This window comes from Paeniglutamicibacter antarcticus (genome assembly GCF_039544305.1).
Classification (GTDB): domain Bacteria; phylum Actinomycetota; class Actinomycetes; order Actinomycetales; family Micrococcaceae; genus Paeniglutamicibacter; species Paeniglutamicibacter antarcticus_C.
Genome location: NZ_BAABLK010000087.1, coordinates 1 through 12,529, shown reverse-complemented (window position 1 = coordinate 12,529; position 12,529 = coordinate 1). Strand labels below are relative to the sequence as shown.

The 12,529-nt window shown below is 58.8% G+C and carries 14 protein-coding genes and 1 pseudogene; 5 read left to right on the top strand and 10 right to left on the bottom strand.

The window, feature by feature from the left end:
* Positions 1–93: 93 nt before the first annotated feature.
* Positions 94–1,104, top strand: a complete 1,011-nt coding sequence (locus ABEA12_RS16155) for an ABC transporter substrate-binding protein (protein ID WP_210100367.1) — start codon at positions 94–96, stop codon at positions 1,102–1,104.
* 1,612 nt (positions 1,105–2,716) lie between these two features.
* Here ABEA12_RS16155 and ABEA12_RS16150 read toward each other — a convergent pair.
* The 4 genes from ABEA12_RS16150 to ABEA12_RS16135 form a co-directional block, all read right to left on the bottom strand.
* Positions 2,717–3,268 (bottom strand): RNA polymerase sigma factor, encoded by a 552-nt coding sequence (locus ABEA12_RS16150; RefSeq protein WP_210100366.1) that lies wholly within the window; start codon positions 3,266–3,268, stop codon positions 2,717–2,719.
* A 323-nt stretch (positions 3,269–3,591) separates the two neighbouring features.
* On the bottom strand, positions 3,592–3,957 hold the full coding sequence (locus ABEA12_RS16145; RefSeq protein ID WP_210100365.1) for a hypothetical protein: 366 nt from the start codon (positions 3,955–3,957) through the stop codon (positions 3,592–3,594).
* A 62-nt stretch (positions 3,958–4,019) separates the two neighbouring features.
* On the bottom strand, positions 4,020–4,646 hold the full coding sequence (locus ABEA12_RS16140; RefSeq protein ID WP_210100364.1) for an amidohydrolase family protein: 627 nt from the start codon (positions 4,644–4,646) through the stop codon (positions 4,020–4,022).
* A gap of 9 nt (positions 4,647–4,655) precedes the next feature.
* Positions 4,656–4,898, bottom strand: a complete 243-nt coding sequence (locus ABEA12_RS16135) for a hypothetical protein (RefSeq protein WP_210100363.1) — start codon at positions 4,896–4,898, stop codon at positions 4,656–4,658.
* Between the two features lie 477 nt (positions 4,899–5,375).
* Here ABEA12_RS16135 and ABEA12_RS16130 point away from each other — a divergent pair, with 477 nt between their 5' ends.
* A complete protein-coding gene (locus tag ABEA12_RS16130) occupies positions 5,376–5,498 on the top strand; it encodes a MerR family DNA-binding transcriptional regulator (protein WP_210100362.1) in 123 nt (40 codons plus the stop codon).
* A 12-nt stretch (positions 5,499–5,510) separates the two neighbouring features.
* On the opposite strand, the gene ABEA12_RS16125 is transcribed toward ABEA12_RS16130, so the two are convergent.
* The gene (locus ABEA12_RS16125; RefSeq protein WP_345468952.1) at positions 5,511–5,780 is read right to left on the bottom strand and encodes a hypothetical protein; all 270 of its coding nucleotides are present in this window, start codon (positions 5,778–5,780) and stop codon (positions 5,511–5,513) included.
* On the opposite strand from ABEA12_RS16125, the gene ABEA12_RS16120 reads away from it, so the two are divergent.
* A complete protein-coding gene (locus ABEA12_RS16120; RefSeq protein ID WP_210100360.1) occupies positions 5,772–6,149 on the top strand; it encodes a TipAS antibiotic-recognition domain-containing protein in 378 nt (125 codons plus the stop codon). The genes ABEA12_RS16125 and ABEA12_RS16120 overlap by 9 nt on opposite strands.
* 298 nt (positions 6,150–6,447) lie before the next feature.
* Positions 6,448–6,957, top strand: a complete 510-nt coding sequence (locus tag ABEA12_RS16115) for an ASCH domain-containing protein (protein WP_210100359.1) — start codon at positions 6,448–6,450, stop codon at positions 6,955–6,957.
* A 5-nt stretch (positions 6,958–6,962) separates the two neighbouring features.
* Here the strand turns inward: ABEA12_RS16115 and ABEA12_RS16110 are convergent.
* Positions 6,963–7,946, bottom strand: a pseudogene (locus tag ABEA12_RS16110) (IS481 family transposase).
* Positions 7,947–8,197: 251 nt separating this feature from the next.
* On the opposite strand from ABEA12_RS16110, the gene ABEA12_RS16105 reads away from it, so the two are divergent.
* Entirely contained in the window at positions 8,198–8,677 is a 480-nt protein-coding gene (locus ABEA12_RS16105; RefSeq protein ID WP_210100358.1) for a DUF6328 family protein, read from the top strand.
* A gap of 413 nt (positions 8,678–9,090) precedes the next feature.
* Here ABEA12_RS16105 and ABEA12_RS16100 read toward each other — a convergent pair whose 3' ends face one another.
* From ABEA12_RS16100 to ABEA12_RS16085, 4 genes are all read right to left on the bottom strand, one after another.
* The gene (locus tag ABEA12_RS16100) at positions 9,091–9,672 is read right to left on the bottom strand and encodes a dTMP kinase (protein WP_210100357.1); all 582 of its coding nucleotides are present in this window, start codon (positions 9,670–9,672) and stop codon (positions 9,091–9,093) included.
* A gap of 106 nt (positions 9,673–9,778) precedes the next feature.
* The gene (locus ABEA12_RS16095; protein WP_210100356.1) at positions 9,779–10,024 is read right to left on the bottom strand and encodes a hypothetical protein; all 246 of its coding nucleotides are present in this window, start codon (positions 10,022–10,024) and stop codon (positions 9,779–9,781) included.
* A gap of 198 nt (positions 10,025–10,222) precedes the next feature.
* Positions 10,223–11,065 carry a hypothetical protein gene (locus tag ABEA12_RS16090; RefSeq protein WP_210100355.1) on the bottom strand — a complete coding sequence of 281 codons (843 nt, stop codon included), beginning with the start codon at positions 11,063–11,065 and terminating at the stop codon, positions 10,223–10,225.
* Positions 11,062–12,084, bottom strand: coding sequence for a TerC family protein (locus ABEA12_RS16085; RefSeq protein WP_210100354.1), 1,023 nt, complete (start codon positions 12,082–12,084; stop codon positions 11,062–11,064). Before ABEA12_RS16085 ends, ABEA12_RS16090 begins: the two co-directional genes overlap by 4 nt.
* Positions 12,085–12,529: the final 445 nt, after the last annotated feature.

The window sequence follows — 12,529 nt, the reverse complement described above, 5'->3', positions numbered from 1 at the left end:
TTCGGCATTGTGCTAGTGTACTGGATTGGCAAGGCAACCCTAACTGTTTGCCCGTTTGCCGCGTAACTTCCCACTCGCTGAAAGTACCCGCCCATGAAAAAAACAACCGTACGTCGCGTGGCCGCCGCCCTTGCCGGCATGGCCCTGCTTGCCACCTCCGCCTGCGCCGCCCCCGCCACCGAAGCCACCAACTTAGCTCCTGCATCCCAGGCCGCCGGCTACCCCCTGGCCATGGACCACATCATGGGCTCAACCACCATCGAAACCCAGCCCAAGCGCGTCGTCGCCCTGGACCCGAGCTACATCGATGCAGCCCTGTTGCTCGATGCCGACCTGGTCGGATACGTCCAATACCGTCAGGACCCCAAGGATCCCTTCGCCCCCTACCTGGGCGACGTGAAGGAGGCGACCGCCGAGTCGGTCAACGTGGGTACGCTCGCCGAGCCGAACCTCGAGAAGATCCTCGAACTGCAGCCGGACCTCATCGTCTCAGCCAAGGTGCGGCACGAGGCCCTATACCCGCAGCTCTCCAAAATCGCGCCGACCATCTTCTCCGACAGCACTGGCCCGACCTGGAAGGAAAACGTCGTCTTCCTCGGCGAGGCCCTGGGGGAGAAGACGAAGGCCGAAACCGTGGTGAAGGAATACCAGGATCGCGCCGCCTCCGTCGGCAAATCCATCCTGGCCAAGGATCCGAAGCTGACCTACTCACTGATCCGCTTTTCCGGCGGCGACACCGCGCGACTCTACGCGAGCGACTCGTTCATCGGCGAGATCATGGCCGACATGGCGATCCCGCGCCCCGAGGGTGGACTTGACTCCACCGACTCGATCTTTGCTCCGCTCGGCGCGGAGCAGATCCTCGAAGGCGACGCCGGTCTGATCATGGTCAGCGCGTGGACCCCTCCGTGCACCGAAGGTGACGCCTCGCGCGCGCAGAAGGCAGACTACGAGTCCAACCCGCTCTGGGACCGTCTCGAGGGCGAGAAGCTTCCGGTCGACGATGCCACGTTCCTAGCCTCAGTCAGCATCCAGGGTGCCCACGCGGTGATCACCGAACTCGCAAACCACTACGATGTGGACCCGCAGCTACCCAAGCAGTAACCGCCTCTTACTCCCCCGGCCGTGTTGCATTCTGGGCCGTGACCAATCGGGGGTTTTATGGCTATTAACTCCGAGGGTTGCATTCTGACTTGGTCTAGCACGAGCTCCCGGCACGTTGGCCGGGAGCCTCCGGCCCCCTCGCCTGACTTCGAAGTATCAATCTTCCACTTTTCAGAGAGTCACTAACAGAACACCTTGCCCGTCCCGCTCATGGTTCCCCAGCGGACGAGTTTGATCGGCGTCTCGGCACCAGCTGCAAACCAGGGTGAGAGATCTACTGGCAGACGATAACGTCGGATATTTCACTTTTTCACCCCACAATATGGTCCGGTGAGCAAACGATAGAGCAGTCCAATGACCAACAAGCTAAAGCCAAGAGTCCCCACGTCATGGATAGTATTTCTGTCGGCCTGTATTGTTTTAGCCGCTTTATTACTGCTGACCGGCTGGCTCGATCAGATGCCCTTCTGGGGGAAACTAGCAACTGCTCTGAGCATCTACGTGGTGTACGCCTTTGTCGATCTAATCAGAAGAATTCTCGGCGGGTCAGAGTCAACTAATTAGCAGTTCATAGAACTAACTTTTTCTGGCGGAATATTGATGCTCTTCACCCAGTAGCAATCGTTCCGGTTAGACATCTCTGACGGATCGAGAGTGCCGCCTAGGTTCCACCTGCGAGTCACCCTTGCATGTCGCTGATGAAGTGGGCTATCCGGACTACCGCCTGAAAGCTCGCCTTCACCATGTGCTTCGTTAGATTTCTAGGATGGCATCCGGGGGGTTGCGTCCATGATGACCGTTTGGTCTTTCAGGGTGATGGTGTAGGAGATCGCGGGGGCGGGTCCTCCGTTGCCTTCCACCTTGCTACCGAAGATTTTTCCCGGCCACCAAGCGGCGTATCGTCCGTCTTGAATGGTAGCTTCGACTAATTGGCCATCCGGGGTCGTGATAGTTACGGCCGCTACGTCAGGTCCCACGTTTCCGTGGGTCAGGGCAACGTCGGGGCGATCACGGAAACCGAAGTTACTTCCCCCACGAAACTCCCCCATATTACCCTCAGTGAATTCCCCGGCAACCGGGAGAAACCCTTGGTCGCCTCCGCCCCGACTGAAATCAATCTCGCCGGCCCTGGATGCTCCGACTGGCACGTGGGCAAGACACATGCCAACCATGTGATCCGTGGCGGTATACAGCAAGACCACCCATTCTCCCCGGCGTTCGACAAGATCCAACTGTGGGGACCCCAAGTCCATGCGGCCACGGCAGGCCGCATCTGCCACAGCGCTGTCCGTGCTGCTGATCGACCCCGGCACAGCATTCCATGACGCGTAGGCCGCCTCCTTGCTTCCCGCCCCGGGAAAGAGGACTCCCGTCGCTGTGAGGACAGCCACCGCTGCCAGAGCGACAGAGGCTGCTACCCGACGTTTAGGACGAGAACGGCGTTTACTCTGTAAATGGTTTGCAATGTTTCCATTCTCTGGGTCACTGGCGAGAATCTGCAGCAACCTCGCATTCGCCCTGGTCCGTCCTGGTTCGTTCAGTCCAACTTCGGGTGCGGAATCTAGGGGCTGAAATGCGTTTAGTTCTGGGTATTTATTCTTATCCATGTCAGCTACTCCGTCATGAGGGATTCGGCGAGGGACGCCGGATAGGGGGAGGAATCGAGTTCGCGACGCAATGACTTGCGCGCGCGATGAAGCCTGATGCGGTAGGCCGCCGAGGATATCCCGAGGACCTGGCCCGCTTGCGAAGAGGGGAGGTCTTCCCAAATCGCCAGGGACAGGGTCTCTTGGTCTTCGGGGCGCAGTCGTTGCCAGGCTGCGGCCAGGTCGATGCATAAGTGGGTCATGTCGGTTTCGGCGTCCACGAAGGTCGGAGTCCACGTTGCGACCCGAACCGCCAATGCCCCCTGACGAGCCTGTCCGCGCTGGTTGTTAAGCATGCAGTTGCGCGCAGTAGCGAACAGCCAGGCCCTGGCTTCGTCGTGTTTACTCGGAAGATGATCCAGACGACGCCAAGCGGCCATGAACGCCTCGTGGGCAATATCCTCGGCGTGGTCGGGACCTGCCCGGCGTTGAATGAACCGCAAGACGTCATTGTAGACAAGTCCATACAACTTGGAGAACCTTGCCTCCCGGTCCTGCTTCTTTTCTGAGGTGCTCATACCTATACATGTCCATCCGGCCCGCGGTGTTACTCAGAAACGGAATTCAATTCATCCTGTTGACTGAAACGCTCATTCCCCGACGCGGACGCGCGCTGCAAGACCCCGGAATCCCACCGGTCAACATAGCTGGGCTACGTCACGACCATAGAATCATGCAGATGAGAAGGCTTTCCAGTGCCGTCGATATCATTCTGATGATGCTTTCAGTCCCGTAAAGCGTTCCCTTCTCTGACAATTGCTGCCTACCAACTCTCCACCAACTATCGCTGTTGAGCAGCATAGCGTGAAGAGAAACAGGCCAGTGCGGATGACATCAACGATCACTCGAAACGTGAAAGTCGGTCGGCCTCGGATCCGGTCAGGACGAATGGATCTCCGATATTTCCTTCATGGCCGTAGTCCGCGTTGCGGACTGTTACGTGGTTCGGGCTGACTTCTGCAATGGTCACCGCGATCGGTTCATCTCTCCCCACCAAGGTGAGGTACCAACGCTCCGCCGAATAGCTCAGTCCCACATCGTCGAGGACCTGCCGGGCATTGTTCGGATTATTCGGGGTTCCCAAGGGGTAACCGAATATGGTTACGGGATGGAACATGCCGATGCTATCGGACACTGGGACGAGGTAGCCCAAGAGCTCGGCGTCTTCTTCACGGTGGTGCGGTATCCAGTTGCTTCGGTCGTTCATTGTGGTTTCCAGCCTTCATCGTTCGTTGTTGTTCGGACCATTTACACACAGTCCGCCTGGGTTCATCGACATCGGCCGGAGAGGGGAGGAGGCCACATTTGGGCAATGGCGGCAACAATCTTGTCATTGGTGGCTTGGAGCGCCGCAACACTCACGCTTTCCTCGGTACTTCCCACATATGAGTCCAAATCCACGGCCACTCCCTGCTTCCAAACCGCTGCGATGTCCTGTGTTGCGCTGATGTCCCGGTCGGGACGTCCCGGGACCAGAACAAGGTCCGCTCGCAATCCTGGACGGATGGCTTTGCGGTCGCTGAGCCCGAATACTGAAGCGGGGAGGGAAGCCGCCGCAGCTAGTGCCTCACAGGGGCCCAGCCCGGCGAGAACCAAGTGCCGGAGTTCGCGGTGCAGGCTCGCTCCGGGAATGAGCACTGGGTTTGGTGCATCCGCGCCGGCAAGGAGCACCACCCCGTGGGAGTGCAGCGCGCGGACGTTTTGGCGCGCCGCCTCGACGTCCGGAAGCCCAGGTGGCAGCCAGCGTTTTGCCTGTCGGCGAAGCATCCTGGTCCACGCAGGTCCCAGCCATTCTGCGAGGTCAGTCTGGGCCAGTAGAGGCATCACCCCGTGGGCACCGGGAAACCCGTCGGCGATGCCAAGGGTGGCGATCACCGGAACACGGGCATCGGCCAAGGCCTCCTCCTATGTTGGGCTCAGCGGTTCGAAGGGCACGTGGGCGAGGATGTCCACCCCTTGGTTGACGACGTCGATGGCGGCGGCAGCCGTCGTGACGTGCGCGAAGACCAGCATGCCTGCAGCGTGGGCTGCCACCACAAGTGCCCGTATCGTGGCCAGGCTCACCGTCGGCATGGGCACGAGGCTGGCGGATCCATGGTCATAGAGAACCTTCAGAGGTGTTGCACCTTCGGCGAGTCGATCCGCCACGAAACCAGAGGCGTCCCGGGGGCCGTGGACGGATGGAAAGGGGGAATACGCCATCGTCGGGTGACCTCCCCGGGGCTATCGCCCCGATACGTGAGGTCAGGATCTCGACCACGTTTGCCCGCCCGTTCACGGCAAAGATCGGTGCAATGAGCTCCGGCTTGCTGAATTGGTCAATGGCGGGCGTGACACCTAAGGTGAGCACCTGGTGCGGCGTACCGGGCAACAAGTGCAGATGAGTATCCATCAGCCCGGCAGCAGCGTCCCGCCGGTACCGTCGATAAGTTTGTCTGCTGGGCGGGCTAAGGTCGGTCCACGGTCGGGCCACCGACGGCCTCGATAAGGCCGTCAATCATGCCTACAGCCGTATCCCCGGTGATTCGACAGCCATCACATATCCGGAGATTGGTGATCGTCAGATTCATGTCACCGAGGATATAAGTTGACCTAACGAGAAGGTCAAGCGGATTGAATTCCGTGATGCGCTATTCCATCAGCCAAGTCGCCAAATACGCGGGAGTCACCTCGCGAACACTACGCCACTACGACGTCACCGGCTTGCTCTCCCCGAGCGAGGTCGGTGCCAGCGGATACCGTTGGTAAGGGCACGCTGAGCTACTCCGGCTCCAACGCATCCTTTTGCTGCGACGGATGGGAGTCGGTCTGACCGAAATCACTCAGGTGCTCGCTGGTGACAGCAACGAGATCGCCGCCCAACGTTTGCAACGACAGCAGATCCTTGCCGAAAGAGATCGCTTGCACGCCATTGTCGAGACCATCGAGCGGACCGTTGGTGATCTCACCGCAAACCGCCACATGGATCCCGAGGACTTCTTCCGCGGCCTCCATCAAGACCGCTCCCACCTTCGCAAGCAGTTGGAACATAGGCTCGGTCCCGATGCCGACGGTGTCTTCATCGCGGCCGAAGCAGCCACTGACGGCTGGGAGGTCACCGACTACGAACTAGAGGCCACCCGAAGCCGCGAACTCCTGCGTCGAATGGCGGATCTCATGCATCACGGCACCATCCCTACCGATGCCAACGCTCAACGGCTTATCGATGAACACCATAATTCCATCGTCCGATTCTGGGTACCCAACAAAGCCTCTTACAGCGCTCTTGCCGATCTCTACCTCAACGACGACCAACAACACTCCTGGATCGCCAGCGTGGACCCAGCACTGCCACCATGGCTCGCAACCGCGATGAAGACCCACGCCAGTCGACTACCCAGCGGTAACTTCGATTCCTAGAACCCCTGACATGCGTTGTTGTTGCAGCATTTGACCTCGATCAACAGAAACAATTCGCACGGAACCTCCGCCGATTTGACGGGACGACTGCTTTCTATCGCCACCGGTGCTTTTCAAGGCATCCGGTAAAGGTTCCAAGCAGACACGCAGTCACATTGCAGACGACTTCTGATGTTCCGTGCAGTCGACTCATGAACATAGAAGCAGGGGTCGCGGCAAAGAAGACAGGAGGTCGAAACAAACCGCTAGCCGAGAGCGAATTGCCGGCAGGAATATCTTGGGCTGGGAGGATGAATGCATGGATGAATATTCACGCGCTGCCACTGCCCCGGACGTCACCGCTGCGGAAGCCCTCTGGGCCGGTTATGCTCTTGCTCATCCGGAGGCCGTCCGTGTCTGCCCTGAATACACCGTTGAGATTTTTGGTGATTCCTTTCGGCTCGCCGATGAACTCTTGGGCGAGGTCTTGCACGGTGCAAAGCGGGCGACGTCCGAGCTCGTTTCAGAATTCAGGGCGCGCGGCGATGAATTGCCAAGGGTTGGATCGCATTGGATTGCTTGCGATGGCGGTGGCGTACCGCGCATTGTGATCCGGAGCACCGAACTGCGGATCGTCGCATTTCGAGATGTGGATGCCGCGTTTGCATTCGATGAAGGCGAGGGTGATCGATCTCTTGAAAGCTGGCGTAGTGAGCATCGCCGGTATTGGGAGCGCGGCTGTGCGGCGCGCGGCGATGTTTGGTCCGAACAAGATGAGATCGTGCTCGAACGCTTTCGGATTGCGTGGCCTCGTGAGCTGGCTGACTAGATGTATTAACCACAGAGGTTAGGAACGCGGCCAGCCGGTGCAAGACCCTTGAGCGAAGTGTGTCCTCGATGGTGGTTGTAATAGTCTAACCAAGCTGGGAAAGCCGCCACGCGTTCGGCATCTGATCGGTACGGTTTGGCGTACGCCCATTCCTCGAGCATGGTGCGGTTGAAGCGTTCGACCTTTCCATTGGTCTGAGGCCGGTAGGGCCTGGTTCGTTTGTGTTTGATCTCCGGTCCCAGAGCGTCTTTGAAGGCATGGGATCGATAGCACGAGCCATTGTCGATGAGCACCCTTTGGGCGGTGATGCCGACGCTTTTGAAGTAGGCGTTGGCGCGTTCCCAGAAGCCGGAGGCGGTTTCCTTTTTCTCGTCTTCGAGGATTTCGGTGTAGGCCAGTCGGGAGCGATCATCGACTTACGTTGTGCAGGTACGCGTAGCCGGGTTTCCTGTTGGTAGGGGTCTTGGTTTTGTTGCGGTTCCCGGCGGCTCGGTCCATGACCCGGTGCCCGCCGACGTCGGGAATCCGCCCGAGTTTCTTGATATCCACATGGTTCATGGCCCTTCGGTGCTTCGTGTTCGTAGCGGCGGATATTGCGTCCGGTGGCCCGGTCCTGCCAAGCGAGTTTGGACGCTCCGTAGCGTGAGAGGACTTTGTGCACGGTGGATGCCCAGTTTGTAGCCGATGCGCGCAGGGCCCCAGCGCCGGCTCACGCGCAGCCCCAGGATCCGTCGTTCGGTGTGTACCGGGACGCGTCGCGGGGAGGTGTGTGGCCTGCTGGAGGCGTCCTACATGCCGGATTCGCCATGTTCGCGGTAGCGGGAGGCCCAGCGTGATGCGGTGGTCACAGAGACTTGGAAGCGTTCGGCGGCTCGGCGTAAAGGCCAAGCGTCATCGACGACGCACTGGGCCAGCAGCAGCAGTCGTCCTTTGGGTGCCAGGATCGCGTTAGAATGTGAGACGAAGACCTCCGTTTGAGTCGTGGTTATCTCGATAATTTCCACTTCACTCGGAGGTCTTCTTTTTGTCACTTAGCCATGCCGACTGTTACTAACGTCTGTGGTTAATACAACTAGACCGCGTGATTACCAGACAGTGACAGGGTGCCCGTAAACGTTACTCTGCGGAACCCTACCCATGTGAAGACTCAAAATCATCGATCTGCGTTCAGCAGCTCCATTGGTCGGCCCGTGGCGTAAAATCCTGCTCATCTACCAACCAGCTGGCAAAGGAAACTTCCATGGCAAAGAGCAAGGTACGAGAAGACAGCGACCAAGAATTGCATCGCAAATGGAACGAATTGCTCCAGGAAATGCGAGTTATGCAGACCGGAGCCCAAATCCTCGCAGCGTTCTTGGTAGTGCTACCTTTTCAAACACGCTTCGACACCTTGGAGGCCCCCGATGAAAAGTTCTACCTCGCATTGCTGATCGCATCGGCATTGGTGATCATTCTCCTGGTGACCCCCGTGGCGGTGCACCGCCACTTCTTCGGACAGCAGCTCAAGGCCACCACCGTCAGCCTGGGTCACCTCATTTCGAAGATAGTGGTCACCGGCGTAGGGGCACTGATCGCCGGATGCGTGTGGTTTGTGGTCCAAGTCCTGCTGGGCTGGCAAATGGGCATCCTGGTGGGAGGGAGCCTGATGCTGGCAGTGATCTTCCTCTTTCATGTCCTGCCACGGATCGTCACGCCTCGTTCCACACTGCCCACCCAATAGCGTGATTGGACAGCGACACCCAGTCGAGACGCAAAGAAGTTGGTTAGAACCCCAGTTGCAAGCCCTTGCCAACCAAATCAGCTGGTCGAAGTCGGAGAAATCAAGCGCTGGCCGCTTATCCGCCGGCGGGCGTTGGCTCTGTGAAGGATGGCGAACCAACGCATGATCAGGGCGAATTGCTGATTGGGAGGGTTTGAACGCACGTCTGGGCAGCAATGGTAAAAACACAGTGCTGGAAACCGTCGAAGGGCATCCGGTTCACCTGGAAACAGACTGGAATCGGTGCCGCGAGAAGCGCTCCGGGGAACAGCGTGAACAGCCAGGGAATGATTCCACCGTTACCGCCGGCTACGGTTCAGTTGCCCGGAGCGCCGATCAATAGCTGACCAACATGAGAGTTCGGCGGCAACTGCTTACTGGAGGACCAATCCGCACATCCCGAGTTCCTCGAGCATGCCTTCCACGATCTGCTCGGAAGGAAGAGTCGCATCGATGCCGATGAAGGACGGGAAGCTTTCCAGCTCCCGGTAAGCCGCATCGAACCCCCGCAGGTGCTCGAGCGTCTCCACATCTGTGGCTCTCCTCGCAATCCTTGCGTACGCGATCTCGGCCGGGACATTGAAATAGAAAACGATGTCCGCAGTGGGCAGGATCCTGGACAGTAAAGGCAACAACCATCCTGGATGCAGACCCCGAGCCCGTCGCAGGGCCATCTGGCAATAAAGGTACCTGTCCATGATGAGTGCCCCGGGACCGAGCGTGGCGCGGCAGTGGGAGAGCAAGACGTTAACGCAGCGGATCGCAGTCTCTATCGCCTCAACCACCATCACAGGAGGATGGATGTTGTGGCGAGCGGACCACGTGGCCAGGCTACGTCGGCCTGAACAGTTCGTGGTGAAAGTTGCAGGATAGCCTGCCGCCTTGAATCGCTGCATGAGCAGCCGACCTGCTGTAGTTTTACCAGCCCCATCAATACCGGCGAGAACAATGATCATGACCCGCCGCTATCGACTTTAGCCACCGCCGACAAAGATCGGCGTTGGCCGCGCGCCAATGCGCACTGTCCTTTCTTCATGGAATACTCCTGGCTCTGGGCGATCGTTAGTTCTCGTCCTGATCTTCGTCCCGGCTATCCTGGCGGTCTTCGTTTTCTTCTTGGCCATCTTGCTGGCCGGAACCCTCGTCCTGATCCTCTGGTTGGTCCGCGCCTTCGCCCTGGTCCTCGGCACCCTCTTGTTCTTCCACTGCTGGTGCTTGCGGCAGTTGCGTGTCATCGCAGCTGGTGAGGAACAGGGCTCCGGACAGTAGCAGGGTGGATCCCAAGACGGCTGTGGATCGTTTTTTCATGGTGATTTCTTTCAGGGGTGGCTTTCGACAACGGGAAAGACAACCAAGGGCGCATCGACATCTTTGTGCGTTGTCGCGGGAGGATTCCCGACATCGCTGATCGCCCAAGGTCCCGATGTTGCGCAGGCTCGATCCGAGGAAATAATTGCCGGGTTGAACGCGTATGTCGTGCCAACTGCCGGCGAGCTCTCTTCGGGCTCAGCGGCCGAAGAGGTCATCAAGTCCCGGCAAGTTGAAATTGGATCCAACGTCACCGAACTGCTCGCCAAGGCCGGAGACGGTTTCACCGGCGTTAGCCACCGACTCTCCCAACCCTCCGCTCAGGCCCTCGAGATCGATACCGTTGCCCAGGGCCTCGAAGTCAACTCCCAAGCTTGAGGCCTGTTCCAGGAGCGGTCCGGCCAGCGAACTAACGACGGCTCCTCCAGCGACCGCGGTGAGAACACCTCCGGCCAGTAGCCCTGCCCCTGCCGCGGCGCCTCCGACCATCACACCACGGCTGATGCCGCCGCGGGCTGAGTCGTTATTCCCGGCGCGGGCGAGCAGTCCGCGCAGGAAACCGGGTCGCCCGACCTCCGCTCGGGCCGCGGTTCGCGCCAGGTCATCGGCACCGGCGGTTCGGGGATGGTCCTTGGCGGGAAGTTCGGTGTGCATTCGCTGCTGGACTTGGTCGCGCTGGGCCGGTGTCAGGCGTTCGAAGGCTTCGCGGTGCATCTGCTCGATCTGGTGCGGATCGGCGGTTTCCAGCAGATAGTCGTAGCGTGCGATCGCTGCCCGGTCAGCATTGCTGATCTCCTCGTGTGTAGCGGACGAATCGTCTCGATGCGTCCGGACGGGATGCGTGTTGGTGGCCGTTGGATGAGGCTTAACAGTGGTCTCAGCGGTGCGTCCGTCGCCGGTCAGGGTATCTGCCGCTGTACGGATAATCGCACGCCAGTCTTTCTGGCCGGCGTTTTGGCCGGCGTTTTGCGTCTGGTTTGAAGACCCGGACTTGTCCAAGGCTTTCAAGGCTAGGCCGGTGATTTTGGAGAACATGCTCATTGTGAGTAATCCTTCCGGATAGAGGGTTCGCTCGGTGCGGGTGCATCGGGACGAGTTTGGTCGCCGCGGGTCTTGAGCAAACTCGCGACGGTGGCCACGGTGATCGTGGCGGCAATGAAGAGCAGGGAGAAGGAGATCGGGATCTCGGGGATCCACACGATGGGTTGCCCTGCGTTGATGAAGGCAAGTTCATTGACGTGCAGTGCGTGGAAGACGAGCTTCACGCCAATGAACGCCAAGATGACGGCAAGGCCCTGGGAGAGGTAGACCAATCGTTCGAGCAACCCGCCGATGAGAAAGAACAGCTGGCGCAACCCCATCAGTGCGAAGACGTTCGCCGCGAAGACGATGTAGGCCTGGTCGGTGAGTCCGTAGATGGCGGGGATGGAGTCGACCGCAAAGATCAAGTCGACAAAGCCGATAGCGATGATGGTGAGCAGCATCGGGGTGATGAACCGCTTGCCGTCCTTCTTCACGGTGAGCTTGTCTTCGTGATAATCGTCGGTCACCGCAAGATGGCGGCGCACAAATCGCATCAACCGGTTATTGGCCGGGTCGGTTTGGTGAGATGAAAAAGCTTGCTTGTAGGCCAGGAATAGCAGCAGGACGCCGAAGAGGTAGAAGATCCAGGACAGGTTTTCGATCAGGGTCGCGCCGACGGCAATGAACATGCCCCGCAGGACCAGGGCGATGATGATGCCGACCATCAGTACTTTTTGTTGGTAGATCTTCGGTACGGCGAAGGCACCCATGACCAGGAGGAACACGAAGAGGTTATCTATCGACAGTGCCTTTTCGGTGAGGTAGCCGGCGAAGTACTCACCCCCATACTTCCACCCCGAGAGCACGCCGACACCAACGCCGAAGAACATTGCCAGGCTGATGTAGAAAACGGTCCAGCGGGCGGATTCACTGATGGAGGGTTCGTGCGGCTTGCGCACGTGGACAAAGAACTCATAAATGAAGAAGAGGATCGTCACGGCGATGGTGATGATCCAGATCAAGGGTGTTACCTGCATGAGGGTACTCCAAAGGCTTGGCGTGGATATGACGCCAAGGTCTCCTCCGCTCTGATGGGATCAGAACCGATGGCCCGGGATGCACTAGTGCATTCGTATTGACGGACCGATCGCGGACGGGAGTACTCCCCTTGATAGGAAATAACGCTACAGCATAACTAGCTGATATTTACTGCCGAGAACCGAAACCCAAGATTTACCCATTGTTTTCACGGCGACCGTGGAGCATTATTGCTTGCCAGTGAACCGTCCAGAACCGGTTTAAGGCCAGTGCTTCCCCAGGCTACCGAACTGAGCATTTATTCGAAAATGACAGCAGTGAGGTGTGTCAAGGATCTGAGACAGTTGTTTAGTTTCTTTTGGATTAGGCAGCAGCGGGTTGTTGTTGGTTTTGGGTGTTGAAATTGGCCATGGCTATTGCCGGGGGCAGGCCGTCGTTGTGGCT